Here is a 14798-nt window from a genome sequence, read left to right as displayed (position 1 = left end):
CAGTCATCCGTTCCCGAGTGAATAGAGTAGCTCGGGACAAACCCCCCTTAAAAACCACTCAAGCTCGTATCTCCAGACGATAAATAATGTATCAGACCTTCATTGTCACGCAGACACAATTGCCCATAAGGATCAATGCCGCAGGCTTCCCCGGTAATCCGTGAATTGAATTGCTGCACAGTGATGGTTTTACCACGCAAATAATCGTGTTGATTCCATAAGGGCAAAAAGCTTGAAAACCCATTTTTTAAAAAACGCTCAATATCCTGATCCAGAGTGCTTACAATTTCTGCAATCAATCGGTTTCTGTCCCAATATTGACCGCCTGTTTCCAGAAGAGAGCACCAGGGATTATCTGATAAATTACTCTCTTTGGGATCTGTATTCACATTAATTCCAATACCGATGATAACCGATGCGCTGCTGTGAGATTCAGCAATCATTTCAATAAGGATGCCACCGAGTTTTTTGCCTTGCCATATTAAATCATTCGGCCATTTTATCTGTATCTCATTCTGAACACCGGCATTATGCAGTGCACGAACTACTCCGAGACTGACAGCAAGACTTAATCCTGATAAGCGAGAAAGCGATTCGTACATTTCCCAGCGAACCGATAAATAAATATTCTCTCCAAAAGGGGAGGCCCAGGTGCGTCCGAAACGCCCGCGTCCCTGTGTTTGTTTTTCAGTACAGCAAATAGTCAGATTTTTTTGTATCGGCAGATCTTTTAAAAAGCGATTGCTTGAGTCAATTTCACTAAATTGATAGACAGTGGTTTCATTTTTTAAATGTCCTGGAAGTTGGCTTAAAATTTTTTCTTTATCAAGGGGAATAAAAGGCTTTAGCAAGCGATATCCCTGTTTTGGAATTGATTCAATTGGGAGTCCTGATAGAGTCAACTGATGGATTTGTTTCCAGATGGCAGTTCTTGATACACCAAACTGCCTGGCCAGGTATTCGCCGCTTTGGCAAGTTCCATCGGCAAGCAAATGCAGAATTTGCCGCTGTAAGGAAGTAAACATTTTTATATCAGAACTTCTCATTTAATAGCCATTCCAGTTTTTTCAATTTTTGTCCGCGCAGTGTTACAATGGCGGGTTCATAGCAAAGCGCAGCAGCATAACCCGTATGAGGCAAGAAGGAGTTCATCAGCCAGTTTTTCTGATGCAGCGAATCGAAAATTTCAGCATGATCTTTAAATACAGGAACAGAGAAACTCTGAGTAGGGTAATGGAGTCCAAGACCCGACGCCTTGATAAATGCTTCTTTTTTAGCCCATATTTTAAAAAAAGTAAGGACTTGCAGTAACTTTGGCACCCGATTAAGTTCCTGAACCTCTTCCGGGGAAAATGCGTAATTAGCCAATCCCTTTAGTGAGCGGGCAGAGAATTGTTCAATATCAATTCCCAATGGGTGTTTGCTGCCTATTCCCAATAACCCGATTTCACCCGAATGACTGAGGTTAAACTCAATTTCTGTGAAATGTTTGACTGCCGGTTTTCCATGAATCCCCTTTATAAACTCGATTTGTCCCGCAGGGATTTGCAGATAGCGGGCTAGAATAAGGCGCAGCGCTGCGTGTGAGGCAATGAAGCGTCGGCGGTGTTTTTCAAACAGGAAGCGCCTCGCTCGTTCAAGCTCGGTGTCGTCTAAAAGCTGTAAGCTATTTTCTGGATAGCTGGATAGAGGAAATTCCCAGATATCTATTCTGGATTCCTGAAGAGAACAATCCTTTAATGACATCGGTTTAATCTGGAATTCACTCATTCAGATGATTCAATGGGTAGCGTCTGGAAGCAGTTAGGGTTATCATAACGCATGCCTTTTAATTCGCCAACGAGTAATTAATGAGTCGACAATTTTTGGATTTCGAGCAGCCCATCGAAGAATTGAACCAAAAGATTCAGGCACTGCGCATGGTCGGTGACACTGAAATCAATTTAAGTGAAGAAATCACGCGCCTTGAAAGCAAGTGTGAAGAGTTAATGGCGGGCATTTTCTCTAATCTGGAGCCCTGGCAAATCGCTCAGCTGGCCAGACATCCTCTCAGACCGCAAACTACGGATTATATTGAACATATTTTTACTGACTTTCAGGAGCTTCATGGAGACCGTCATTATTCCTGCGCCCCAGCAATTATAGGCGGCCTGGCTCGTTTAAATGGTGAGCCAGTTATGGTATTAGGCCACCAGAAAGGAAAGCGAACCAAGGAGAAGGTGTATCGTAATTTCGGAATGGCACGCCCTGAGGAATATCGTAAGGCCTTGCGGCTGATGAAAATGGCCGAAAAATTTAATCTGCCTATTTTCACATTTATTGATACTGCAGGTGCTTACCCGGGTATTGGAGCAGAGGAGCGCAACCAGTCAGAAGCGATTGCCCGAAATCTTTTGGAAATGGCGAAGCTGAAAACGCCTGTTATTTGTACAGTGACGGGTGAGGCGGGTTCTGGCGGGGCCCTGGCAATTGGTGTGGGCGATCGGGTGCTAATGCTGCAATTTGGTATTTACTCGGTAATTTCACCCGAGGGCTGTGCATCCATCCTGTGGAAAGATGCGGCTAAAGCCAGTGAAGCAGCCAGGGCAATGGGAATCACCGCTGAGCGCATTTATGAACTGGGTTTAATTGATCAGGTTATCAAAGAACCACTGGGGGGAGCTCATCGTAATCTCGAGGCGATGACAGGCCGACTTAAAAGTATTCTGGTTGAAGAGCTCGAACACTTGAAAAAAATGCCTCTTAAAACCCTTCTGGAGGAGCGTTACAACAAATTCATGGCAATGGGAGCCTGTGATTAGCCTGGATTTCGATTTCATCAGCCCACTGCTTGAACCCTTTGACAAGCTATATGCAGGGTTCAGCGGTGGGCTGGATTCAACCGTATTGCTCTATGCTTTAGCAAAAATTCCTCAACTTAAAGCAAAGCTAACCGCTGTTCACGTTCATCATGGACTAAGTCCCAATGCCGATACATGGAAGCTGCATTGCGAACAATTCTGCAAGCGGCATGATATTCCATTGATTGTTAATCATGTGCATTTGAATAACTCATCGAATATTGAGAAAACTGCTCGGGAAAAACGTTATGAACTGTTTTCCGCATTATCAGAGAGTAATACTTGCCTTTTGCTCGGGCATCACCGCGATGATCAGGCAGAGACACTTCTTTTGCAATTATTTCGTGGGGCAGGCATTGATGGGTTGTCTGCCATGCCAGCCTGGCGTTCTTTGGGCAAGGGATTACTGTTCAGGCCTTTACTGGATTATACGCGAGCGCAGATTGAGCGTTATGCGATAAGTCACAAGCTGAGCTGGGTGGATGATGAAAGCAATCAGGAAACGCATTTTTCAAGAAATTATCTGCGCCATAGTCTATTGCCTTTAATCAGAGAACGATGGCCTGGGGTAGATGATAATTTAGTTCGCACGGCCAGGCATTGTCAGCAGGCTCAAGACTTGCTTGATCAATTAGCTTTGAGTGATTGCCCGAAGCTTAACAAGCCGTCTCAAGTGCTGGACTGTGCCGATCTTCTCTGTCTCAATAGCGAACGACTGAATAATATCATTCGCTATTGGCTTAGACAAAATCAGGTCCTTATGCCGGATGTCCTGACATTTAATCGAATTGGCTCAGAGCTATTATTTAGCCGAGACGATGCGACTCCGATAGTCAGCTGGGGAGAGGTTGCCCTGCGGCGCTACAGGAAGGCGCTCTATTTAATGATAAATAAACCGACGGGAAAATTATCAGGACTCTCCTGGGATAACTTTCCTGAACCGCTGGTTATTGATTCTATCTCAATTGCTGCTGAGCCTTTTAACAGCGGGGTTCGTGTATTGGAAGGTGATGTCATAGAAATCAGATTTCGCCAAGGCGGTGAACGAGTGAAAATTCATGGCCAATCCAAAACGCTTAAAAAATTATTTCAGGAATGGGGAATCCCCCAATGGCAAAGGGATAGGATCCCTTTATTGTATATTAATCAGGAGTTAGCAATGGTTGTTGGATATGCTATCTCGGATTCTTTTTATCAGAAAGATTTACCATTTACGTTTAAAATTGAGAGCCGAGTTATTTAAATCCTCCAGCCTTAAGGCTGCAAACCTTAGGCTGGAATGATTAACTGGTTAAAGCTTAACACTCGGGAAGACTTACAGCCAAACCGCCCATTGAGGTTTCCTTATAGATAGTTTGCATATCCATACCGGTTTGTTTCATGGTTTTGATAACTTTATCGAGTGAGATCTGATGCTGGCCATCACCAATTAAAGCCATGCGGGACGCATTAACTGCTTTTACAGCTCCCATTGCGTTGCGTTCAATACAAGGAATCTGGACCAGACCGAGAACGGGATCGCAGGTCATTCCCAAGTGGTGCTCCATCGCGATTTCAGCCGCATTTTCAATTTGTTCCAGGGTGCCACCTAATACTGCGGTAATACCTGCGGCCGCCATAGAAGAAGCAACTCCCACTTCGCCCTGACATCCTACCTCGGCCCCAGAGATGGATGCTCCTTTTTTGTAAAGGATTCCGACAGCTGCTGCGGTCAGAAAATAAGTATAAATATCTTCCTTACTTAATTTTGTGTGTGCTTCCTGAAAATAACGCAATACCGCTGGTATAATCCCCGCTGCACCATTCGTAGGGGCGGTAACAATACGGCCGCCAGCCGCATTTTCTTCATTAACCGCCATCGCATAAAGATTAAGACGGTTCATAATGTCTGACTGCTCAAACACACTTGGAACGCCCTGGTGTTTGATTAACTTCTGGTAAAGCTCTGGTGCCCGACGCTTTAACTGTAACCCTCCGGGAAGAATCCCGGGATGACGGCAGCCATTTTCTATGCACTCATTCATAACCTTGGCAATTGCAAGGATACCTGCGTGAACCGCATGTTTGTCACGCCAGGTAAGCTCATTCACCATCATAAGTTCGGCAATCGACAACTGATTTTCCCGGCAAAGAGCTAACAACTCAAAGGCATTATCAAAGGGGTAGGGGACCGGGGTTACATCAGAGCTTGTATTATCAAAGTCTTCCTCAGTGCTGATGAAGCCTCCGCCGATAGAATAATAAACCTGACTGCAAAGCACAGCCCCCTCAGTTCCAAAGGCTGTAAAACGCATTCCATTACTGTGTCGAGGCAGTAATTCTTTCTGTAGAAAAAGAAAATCACTGGTATCGTTAAAATTAATTTCCCTGACTCCCGCCAGATTAAGCCGTTGAGAGCTAATAATCTCACGCATGCGCGGAACCATAGTTTCCGGCACGACACCATCAGGAGTTTTCCCTTCCAGTCCATTTAAAATGGCTTTATCCGTGCCATGACCTTTGCCTGTCAGGGCCAGAGAGCCGTAGAGTTCAATAAGAACACGCTCAGTGTCGCCGAACAACTTCTTTTCATCGAGTAGCTTGAGAAATTCATTAGCAGCGGACATAGGGCCGACAGTATGGGAACTGGACGGTCCAATTCCAATGGAAAATAAGTCAAAGAGGCTGATACTCATTCTATTTACCTAAGATGGTGCAATTATGGCAAGTTTAGAAGGAAATTGTGCAGCAAACAATAGGCAAGCTACTCTAAGGTAAATATTTTTCATTGACTGGAAATTTCATGAAAACTTAGGCAGAATGAATGGGCATTTTAACCAGGTGTTGTTGATGTTTGTTTTGAGACGTAAAACGAATGGTCAATAAGCTTTGAATTAGATTCTTGTCCAAGAATAAAAGGGGATTGTTTATGAAGATGAAACTGGTCGCTGCAGCTACCATGAGTTTGGCTATGTCCACTGCTATTGCTGCATCCGATGTGACTCTATCTACTGACATGGATAAATTATCCTACAGTATTGGTGCTGATTTGGGTAAAAATTTCAAAAAGCAAGGAATTGAAGTTAATCCCGCAGCAATGGCAAAAGGCTTACAGGATGGTATGGCAGGCAGCCAACTGATGCTGACAGACGATCAGATGAAAGAAGTGCTGAACAAATTTCAAAAAGATCTGATGTCCAAGCGAAATGCGGAATTCAGCAAAAAATCTGAAGAAAATAAATCCAAAGGTGAAGCCTTTTTAAGCCAGAATAAAACTAAAGAAGGCGTTGTCAGTTTACCCAGCGGACTTCAATACAAAATTATTGAAACTGGAAGCGGTGCCAAACCGGCTAAAGATGATACCGTGACTGTTGAGTACACTGGTAAGACAATTGACGGTCAGGTATTTGACAGCACCGACAAGTCTGGCAAACCTGCTACCTTCAAAGTTTCTCAAGTAATTCCAGGATGGACTGAAGCGTTACAGTTAATGCCTGCTGGCTCTACATGGGAAATCTACATTCCTTCAGCTCTGGCCTATGGCCCACGCAGTGTGGGTGGTCCTATTGGTCCAAATGAAACCCTGATTTTCAAAATTCATTTGATTTCCGTAAAAAAGGCCGCCGCTTAAACTATCTGTTTAGGCAGAGTTGTCTACGTACCGCGGCTTGTCCCATAGGTATCTGCACATCTCTGAAAACAGAGTCTGCTCCTAGCGTCTACGTCCCTCGGCTTGTCCGAGGGATCCAGAAGACTCATAGAGAAACTCTGGACCCTGCGGACAAGCCGCAGGGCGTAGGGGTGATGGGTTGATAACTTTGGGCTTGCTCGCGGGATCCATTTTCTAAGAGTGTCACACCAGGATGAATAAACGCCTGTTCATTATTTTCCTGCTAGGGTTTTCTTCCGGTCTCCCTCTGGCATTAATCACCAGCACCTTGCAAGCCTGGTTTGCTGATACAGGAATGTCTGTGCTAGCCACTGGATTATTAAGTCTGGTTGGTTTGCCTTACGTCTACCGCATTATATGGGGGCCTTTGCTGGATCGCTATTCGCTGTGTTTCCTTGGCAAACGCCGAAGCTGGATTTTGTTAACACAAATATTGTTATTAGCCGCATTTAATTTAATGGCCTGGTGCCAACCCAATCAATCGCCGCAGTTGATGGCTTTGCTTGCATTCCTCATAGCCATTTTCTCAGCGACGCAGGATATAGCGATTGATGCGCACCGAACTGAATATTTGCGAGAAAGTGAGCATGCACTCGGCGCATCACTGGCTGTTTTTGGATATCGTCTTGCTTTATTAATTGCCGGTGGATTGGCACTGGTTATGGCGAGTCACCTCGGTTGGAGCTTAACTTACCGAATTATGGGATTGCTCATGCTGGTTGGCATAGCTGCCACATTATGGAGTCCAGAGCCATCGCAATCAATAAGTAGTCAACCGACCTTTGTTCAATCATTTCTCGAGCCATTGAAAGAACTATGGCATCGCCGGGGCATTATTCCCTTAATTCTATTTATCTTATTTTATAAGCTGGGTGAAGCTTTCACCACCACAACAAGCGGCATTGTCATGCCATTCCTGATCCAGGGCTTGGGATTTTCGCTGGATACTATTGGCTATATTAATAAAATGCTGGGAATCAGTTCGATTTTACTTGGTGGATTAGCTGCAGGCTTTATTCTGTTGCGCTGGCCTTTATATCAGGCTTTATTAGCCTTTGGTATTATACAAGCACTGACGAATTTATTATTTCTCGCCCTGGCTGTAGTCGGAAAAAATCTGACCTTATTCGCAACGGCGGTTGTGTTGGACAATTTTGCCGCAGGCATGGGCTCTACGGCCCTGGTCGCATTGTTTATGCGTCTGGTGAATCGCCAATATACGGCTACTCAGTTTTCGCTTCTGGTTGCTCTATCGACATTGCCGAGAACCTTTTCAGGGCCCATAGCCGCTTTACTGCAAATGCAGGCAGGATGGGTAGGACTCTATAAATTTTCCTTTATTTTTGCCCTGGGTTTTATCCCGTTTTTACTGTTAATCAGAGATCAGACCCGATTGGAAAATGGGAAAACAGTCAGCGATTTAAGTATTGCTCATTAATGCGGTTTTTAACTATTACAAGGATGAATAATGAATAAGTTTAGTTTGGCTCTTCTCTTTTGTTCATTTCCGCTTTCCCTAAGCTTCGGTGCGGAGCCGAATGATAATTGCAGCAAAATTCCAGGGCATTGGCAGGGCATTTATACTCTCAAAAATACAGCAGATTGCTCTAGCTATAATGGCTGTACGCACTTAGTGATGGCAGATGTATCCACTATAAGTTCTGGTAAATTCCGTATTAAACTCAATCCTGCAATAGGCCAGGGCGGGGTGTTTGAAATAACTTGTGAAAATGGGGTGATTGCCTCCCCAGTTAATCCCGGAAATACGGTCTCTTTAAATTGTGATGAATCAAACCATTGTTTTGTAGTGTATGATGACGATCGTTTGAGCTCGGAGATGGCGAAGCCATAGTCAGCAAGAATACCTCTTTCAATCTGTGGTTGCAGAAAGGGGTATCAATGGTTAAGAAACTGTCTTGAAGTCTTTTAAGAGGAAAATCTGATGTTTTGGTACCGAGGGTGGGACTCGAACCCACACGGTGTCACCACCACCGGATTTTGAATCCGGCGCGTCTACCAATTCCGCCACCCCGGCACGCGAGACTGATTATAACAAAGAAATCTTTGGAAACAATGCTTCTTGAAAAATATTTCAAAGAATAACCCTAAATAGAACAAGCAACTAACATGTCGTCTTTGCGAACGAAGTGAAGCAATCCAGCTCATCACTTTGTTCAAGCTTCGATCTGGATTGCTTCACTTCGTTCGCAAAGACGGTTTTGATGAACAACGCCGGTCAAGATGCAATACACAGGCGAAGGTCAATCAATAAGCTAAGGCAGCAGGTTTCCGAGATTATCTGTCATCAGTGGCGACTTGCCAGGGAAGACCTGCTGTTTTCTGCTTCAACGCCATGTGTGCTGAGTTGCTGCTGGATACTTGGAAAGCTTGCACCATTATTCTTATGCTTGTTCTGAAACACAGGATAGTAGTCCGGTCTTTTATCCAATAAGCAGCTCGCATGATTGCGACGTAGTTCCAGCATTTGACCATGCTCCATTCGACTGGTCTCAGGCCATTGTCGGGATAAAGCATTATGGAAGTTCTCTACTAAACAGGGACCGCAGCTGGTGTAATCTGCCACTGGTTGCTGAATCGCCTGTTCGGCATAGTCTAATTTTATTCCGGCAGTATTTAATCCCGCTTCAGTCAATTCTTTCAGGATTAATCTTTGTCTGTTTTCAGTTGGCTGCTTCCCAAGGCTGTCCAGATACAGGGCTGAATCCACTTTCCGACCCGTTAAGCCAAGAAGAAGCCCAACCCAGTGATTGCCCACTTGAATGGGAAGAACCAGAACAATTTTATGCGATGCGTTTAAAGCAGCATTTTCGGCCAGTATTAACCTAAGCTGATCCTTTATTCGATTTCCCTGCACATGGTCATTAATCTGGCTGACTCCAATGACGGTGGCAAAGTTAAACGTCTCTAATCTGGCTCTCAAAATCGCGAGCATATCTTCGCTGTCATAAAGATAAGAGGTATTGACCGTAAAAAGAGAGCGAGTTCCGGAAGTGGATCTTGCAAAGGAAGTGACTCGGGTGCTGGGGTTAGTACTGACCGTCTGTGCCAGGTTCGATGGGCTGGCAGGCGTGAGATTGATTTGCTGTTGTTCGATTCTTCTGATTGAGGCGTTAAGTCTTTCGGCGAGGTGTATGTGACCAGCGTCGATATGAAATTCCCTTGCCCTTGTAAAAAATTCAAGTTTCAATACCTTCAGTGAGCTTGCCTCTCCCGGGTTTTTTCGGCCACGTTCATTAAGCTGCTCTAAAACGTGCATAATCGAATCTTCTGCACGATAAATTTCAGCAGCCTCAAGGTGGGGGATGAACTGTTTGAGCTGCTCCATGGATAGATGGGAGAAGACCTCATCAAAGAAGCCCTTCTCTATGAGAAAATAGCGGTTGTGGTGAGTACAGGCTTTCAACAGATGAAAAAAGAAAACGGAATTACTTGTTTGAATCAACTTAATCAGGGCATCTTTACTAACTGTCCTGAAAAAATTAAAAACTTCACGTTCAGCCTCAGTTAATGCTTTATTTCCCTCCGGGCGTTTAAGTAACAATGCCAGACGTGGCTTTGCTGAAGTCGATTGTGTCGCCTCTTTCTGCTTTTTGGAAGGCCGTTTGACTGACCCTGCGTGCTCCCGGATATCGAGGATTGTTTTTAGTCTTTCAACATCATCATCCGCAATAGCCGAGAATATCCGATTGGATTGGCAGGCATTTTGCCAGGAAGCGGGTTTGTCGGTGCTTGTCCGGGTTGAGCTGGTTCCAGATTTCGATTGAGCGAGGCTATTTCGAGAAGGATGAGAGGCTGTTCGTTTAATACCGCGAGGTTCATTTCCTGTTGTTATGGGAGCTGAAGCCTGAGAGGAAGCTGGTGTCGGCCTGACGTTCCCAAGAGGCTGTGGGTTATTGATTGGTCCTGGTGTCGTGGTGTTTTTTTGTACAATAGCAGGTCCTTTATACAATCCTGCTGACGGGAAGCGCATAGAGGGTATAGCGCTTGCTGCATGAACAGCTGATACAGGCCGTTGTTCAAGCCCCACTGCTTGTCGAATACTCTGCAACCAGTGAGGTGAATCTTTTAAATGCTGCATAATCTCATTCAACTGGATTTTTAAATCTTCTGGAAAGACGGAATAGGCAATCCGAATTTTGCTGAGCAATGCTGATAGATCATTGTCGAAGAACCGATGATTTCTGAGAAAGCTGATGGTTTGAAGAAGTTTTATTATTTTTTCGGGATTTGTACCCACTCTGCCAAGGTTGCTGTGTAATAATTTTTGAATTGGGGTTTTATTTTGTTCAATAAGCTCAGGGCTTTTGATTAAGCTTTTTGCAATAGCAAGGCATTGAATATCTGCCCCTGGAACCTGAGATGCTTTTTCAGCTGCTGAATTCAGGAACTTGTTAATTAAAGCATCCGACACTGGACGAGAGGTTTTGCCTGCCTGCTGCAGCAATTCAAGCGCAGAGAAATAACGGAGTAGAATATCAGCAGGCAGTTTATCCAACTCTAGCTGGCTCAGAATCTTCTCAAACAGCTCAAGCGAAAGCATGCCTTCAATGGCACCCACTTTAGCCAGTCTGGCAAATTGAAGATAAAGACGAGAAATTTGATTGGCAAGTATGCCGGTATTTGAAGATGCAATTATCCTTTCAAGAATTTCATAAATAAAATCTGCTTTAATTGCGGTCATCCCCGCTACCGACTCCTCATTAAGGAGCTCAGCAAAGGACGTAAAAATATCCAGTAGAGCATCGTTAAATTGTAAGGAAATATTATTTACACAGCTGGTAATTGTGGAGTGAATAATTGTGGGATTTAATGGTCTTCTTTTATTGACAGATTTATAAAAGCAAAGAATGTTTCTATAGTCATTAGCCTCAAGGCGAAATGGTTTGAACCGGTTTAGAAAGGGTGTAATTTTTTCAATATTGATTTCTCTGTCCAGTGCGTCATGCTCAATCAGTATACTTAAACTGAAAAGCAGAGAGGCATGATGTTGTTCCCACAGAGGACCTCGGGAAGAGCTTAACAAAATGGTTTCTAATAATTCAGTGGATAGTTTGCCTTTTATTCGACTGGTTTTGGCCAGATTCGACAATCCATGTAAACAAAGCGTTTTTGAAACGTTCCAGTTAAAAGTTAACAGATGGAGCAACTGATTCAACGAATGGGCAGACAAAACAGAGGCGGGGGAGCTTTCTTTTAGATAGACTCCCAAAAATTTAACGACATGCGCAAATTCGATTTCAAGCTCATTTATATTGGGAGAATATTGGTATGCAAGATCTATCCAGTCTTTCAAATCTTCAAATTGCACTCGGATTATTTCAACAAATTCTTCAAGAAGGCTTGTCAGTGTCTGATTGAATGCGCCACGTGTATTTTTTTCTTTTCCTAAAGTATTAATTGAGATGACTAGGCGGGAAATGTTTTGCAAAGCATCCTCTGGTTTTGAAGGAGGAATTATATCTCGCCTCAGTACATTGGTTTCTGATTGCGGTGAGGACTGGCTGGAATCAAATTTGCGTTTCATTTAAGTCACCTAAAAAAACTGAGGTATACGACGGGAGTATGTAATGACACAGGCTCCAAAAAGACATTCACTTGACAAATTGGGCAATGACAATGCATTCTAGCAGTGGTTTAAAATGGGATCAATAAGATTTTCTGTTATACAAAATGATCATGGGAATTCAAGTTCTCATTGACAAAATTCGAAAAATAATCAGATAATTACATGCGAGCGAATTATTCAGGGAGAATAAAAATGAAATTAAAGCTATTTCTATGGCTTTTAGCGCTCACTCTCAACTCTTACGCAAGCGTTTGTCCTGATCCTGATAATAGCTCTCTTCAATGGGGAGAACCTCCCTATCCCTGGCTTAAGAATCCCTTTTCAGCGAATCCTCCTTACGGAGAACCCGGCACTCAGTTTGTTAAGGCCAACATTCTGGTAGCCGGTTTTGGCAGGGGGGTGAGCTGCACTTATCGTAATTCAGCTGGAGATTATTCAATCTGGAGACAAACCATCGTTAAATTGCCTCCGCGCGTTGATCCAAACTGGATTGATATCTATACCGGCTATGTTTGTACCAGTGCGCGAGAGGCCTGCGAATTTTATGTGGTCGCTGAATAAGCAGTTTAATTCGGCGGTATCACAGTAGATGTTGAATTTTTGGCAGCAACTTCTTCGGATTTATTTTCAGCGCTCCATTCATTATGAATGCTCCAAAAATCATCCTGGTTTTTAATAGATTTGAACTGAGCATAAAGGTTTTGAATCTGAGCACGTGGATAAGAGCTTACGGCTTCAAATAGTTTGTCATCTAATATATTTAATTTAATGAGTAGATTCAAAATCTGGAGGCGATGGGGAGAAATTGAGGTAATTTCTCTTGCAAAAAGTGTCGGACTTGTTTTTTTAGCCGACTCAACAGAGGGTTTGCACTGCGCCTGAAGCTGGCGATGATAGCATTCTAATTCGTAGGCTGAAAAAATGAATTTTTCAATATTGACGCTATCAGTGTCAGTTGCGGGCGATTTGATAAACTGTGTAATTATTTTTTGATAATCGGCAAGTGTTAATTTTTGGCTATCTTTGCAAATCTCTTTTAAGGAGACGATAGCTGGATGAGTGGAATTCTGGCAGGATCTTTTGTTTAGAAGATTATTTAAATAGGCTGTCATAGTAATTGTAAAATAAATAAATTATTTGCATATTATGAGATAAGTTGGGTAAAAATTCAATAAATATGATAAAGCTCAGACCAAGGCAACCAATGGCATAGGGCCATTATACTCGCTCCAGCCGCCAAGAATCTCCCGCGGGCGGGTTGTGGAGTATATCGGGTGCACCACAATTTCCTGGTTTGGAAATAGATCTCGAACCCAGGATGGGGTTTTCGCTCCCATCCAGGTTAAAAACAAGTGGCCTTTCGGATACTGGAACGCTGTCAGAGTATCAATAAAACGAAAATCAGTTCCGGTTTGTGTGTACAGATTTCCAAGTAACCAGAATGAATCGGAAAGAATATAATTGAAGGAGCTGTCTGATTGTTTCAGCACATGAACCAGCTCTGTGAAAGGGAAACGCAGGTTGCGCTGATTTCCAAAATGTGCCCGATAGACCAGTGCTGAAATAAAAAAGCCTTGCAGAAGAAGACAGCATACCATGTAGCGAGCAAAACGTTTCGGATTAAACTGATTTTCTTTAATTGGGCTAAAAAAAAGAACCGGTACTATAAAAAATATCGGGATAAGCCATCGCGTTTCAAAATTTTTGATCCCCAATGCCAGTACCAGGATGATCAGACACGCCAGCGCATAGATGAAATAAACATTAACGATGCGGCTTTCCAGCGTTTTAGGTCGGAAGGAAAACGATTGCGGAAAAAAAATCTGGCTAATTATGTAAACGGGCAGGATGAATAGTAAACTGCCTTTAAGAACTTCAAGCGCCCCATGAATGAGCGATTTGTCTTGCGAGACCAGCTTATAGCTGGCATGCAGGCCAATACTGGCAAAATGATAAAGCCATATCAGATAGGGACTTGCAATCAGTAACGCCAATGAAAAGGATAGAAATAAATAAGCGGGCTTTACTCGTGAACGAATTTCCTCAATGGATAAAAGCGTAAGAAGCAGGGGTAAAAGAAAGAATAAATAATTGTATTTAGAAAGCAGGCCGCAGCCCATGACTAAGCCCAGGATGCAATAGTCACTAAAGCTGGACAGGCTTTGCGGTTTAAAAACTATATACCAGCTGATACAAGCCATTAACAAAGCCAGTACTGAGTGCGTATTGTCCTTCAGCAAGTCCAGGCTGATTGCGGGAATTAAAGCCCATGAAACTGTAGCGCACCAGGCCAATAAAGAATTTTTACAATGTAACTGGCAAATGCGATGGTAATAAAACAAACACCCAAAAAGCAGTACTGATTTCAAGGCGATTAAACTGAAAAGATTTGCGCCAAACAACCGAAACAGACTGTATTGCAGCCAATTATATAAGGGCGGTTGATTAAGATAGCCCCAGGAAAAATGCTGCGCCAGGACAATCTGCTCCGCTTCATCAAGTTCAAGCAAGCTGCCTCTTAAAAAAAGCCGTACAAAAATAATAATGAGGCAAAAGCCGAGTAGTGCTGCGGCCGAGGAGTGCCTGCTTTCTTTTGAGGCAGTTAGTTGATTTATATCCATAAAAATGCAGTAATGAGTGTTAGCAGTAGACCAGAAATTTACTGTGCCTTATGATAAATTTTTTGGTAACTCCCGAGGTACATCATCCTGAACGCAGTGAA

12 protein-coding genes and 1 tRNA gene are annotated in these 14798 nt (G+C 43.4%); 6 read left to right on the top strand and 7 right to left on the bottom strand.

The genetic code is table 11. The annotated features are described in order from the left end of the window. Positions 1-47: 47 nt before the first annotated feature. Both B1207_RS00360 and B1207_RS00355 read right to left on the bottom strand, forming a co-directional pair. On the bottom strand, positions 48-1025 hold the full coding sequence (locus B1207_RS00360; RefSeq protein WP_112218321.1) for a biotin--[acetyl-CoA-carboxylase] ligase: 978 nt from the start codon (positions 1023-1025) through the stop codon (positions 48-50). Positions 1026-1032: 7 nt separating this feature from the next. After that, a complete protein-coding gene (locus B1207_RS00355; protein WP_112218022.1) occupies positions 1033-1770 on the bottom strand; it encodes a 4'-phosphopantetheinyl transferase family protein in 738 nt (245 codons plus the stop codon). Between the two features lie 80 nt (positions 1771-1850). On the opposite strand from B1207_RS00355, the gene B1207_RS00350 reads away from it, so the two are divergent. Then, positions 1851-2801: an acetyl-CoA carboxylase carboxyltransferase subunit alpha gene (locus B1207_RS00350; protein ID WP_112218021.1), complete on the top strand. Its 951-nt coding sequence runs from the start codon at positions 1851-1853 to the stop codon at positions 2799-2801. Next, positions 2794-4083: a tRNA lysidine(34) synthetase TilS gene (gene tilS, locus B1207_RS00345; RefSeq protein ID WP_112218020.1), complete on the top strand. Its 1290-nt coding sequence runs from the start codon at positions 2794-2796 to the stop codon at positions 4081-4083. Before B1207_RS00350 ends, tilS begins: the two co-directional genes overlap by 8 nt. Before the next feature lie 55 nt (positions 4084-4138). On the opposite strand, the gene B1207_RS00340 is transcribed toward tilS, so the two are convergent. Continuing rightward, positions 4139-5515, bottom strand: coding sequence for an L-serine ammonia-lyase (locus tag B1207_RS00340; protein ID WP_112218019.1), 1377 nt, complete (start codon positions 5513-5515; stop codon positions 4139-4141). Positions 5516-5748: 233 nt separating this feature from the next. On the opposite strand from B1207_RS00340, the gene B1207_RS00335 reads away from it, so the two are divergent. From B1207_RS00335 to B1207_RS00325, 3 genes are all read left to right on the top strand, one after another. Then, the gene (locus B1207_RS00335; protein ID WP_172458041.1) at positions 5749-6450 is read left to right on the top strand and encodes an FKBP-type peptidyl-prolyl cis-trans isomerase; all 702 of its coding nucleotides are present in this window, start codon (positions 5749-5751) and stop codon (positions 6448-6450) included. 232 nt (positions 6451-6682) lie between these two features. After that, positions 6683-7927 carry an AmpG family muropeptide MFS transporter gene (locus tag B1207_RS00330; RefSeq protein ID WP_112218017.1) on the top strand — a complete coding sequence of 415 codons (1245 nt, stop codon included), beginning with the start codon at positions 6683-6685 and terminating at the stop codon, positions 7925-7927. A 30-nt stretch (positions 7928-7957) separates the two neighbouring features. Next, positions 7958-8341 carry a hypothetical protein gene (locus tag B1207_RS00325; RefSeq protein ID WP_112218016.1) on the top strand — a complete coding sequence of 128 codons (384 nt, stop codon included), beginning with the start codon at positions 7958-7960 and terminating at the stop codon, positions 8339-8341. A 96-nt stretch (positions 8342-8437) separates the two neighbouring features. Here B1207_RS00325 and B1207_RS00320 read toward each other — a convergent pair. Both B1207_RS00320 and B1207_RS00315 read right to left on the bottom strand, forming a co-directional pair. Continuing rightward, positions 8438-8524 (bottom strand) — tRNA-Leu (locus B1207_RS00320). Positions 8525-8794: 270 nt separating this feature from the next. Next, positions 8795-12034 carry a hypothetical protein gene (locus B1207_RS00315; protein ID WP_112218015.1) on the bottom strand — a complete coding sequence of 1080 codons (3240 nt, stop codon included), beginning with the start codon at positions 12032-12034 and terminating at the stop codon, positions 8795-8797. A gap of 234 nt (positions 12035-12268) precedes the next feature. Between B1207_RS00315 and B1207_RS00310 the strand changes: the two genes are divergently transcribed. After that, positions 12269-12637, top strand: a complete 369-nt coding sequence (locus tag B1207_RS00310) for a DUF3757 domain-containing protein (RefSeq protein ID WP_058506746.1) — start codon at positions 12269-12271, stop codon at positions 12635-12637. A gap of 5 nt (positions 12638-12642) precedes the next feature. Here B1207_RS00310 and B1207_RS00305 read toward each other — a convergent pair whose 3' ends face one another. Both B1207_RS00305 and B1207_RS00300 read right to left on the bottom strand, forming a co-directional pair. Continuing rightward, positions 12643-13188: a hypothetical protein gene (locus tag B1207_RS00305; protein ID WP_112218014.1), complete on the bottom strand. Its 546-nt coding sequence runs from the start codon at positions 13186-13188 to the stop codon at positions 12643-12645. A gap of 75 nt (positions 13189-13263) precedes the next feature. Beyond that, positions 13264-14697, bottom strand: a complete 1434-nt coding sequence (locus B1207_RS00300) for an ArnT family glycosyltransferase (RefSeq protein WP_112218013.1) — start codon at positions 14695-14697, stop codon at positions 13264-13266. Positions 14698-14798 lie beyond the last annotated feature (101 nt).

Origin of the sequence: Legionella quinlivanii (genome assembly GCF_003265995.1) — a bacterium.
Taxonomy (GTDB): Bacteria; Pseudomonadota; Gammaproteobacteria; order Legionellales; family Legionellaceae; genus Legionella_C; species Legionella_C quinlivanii_A.
This window is presented reverse-complemented; position numbering and strand designations above follow the sequence as displayed.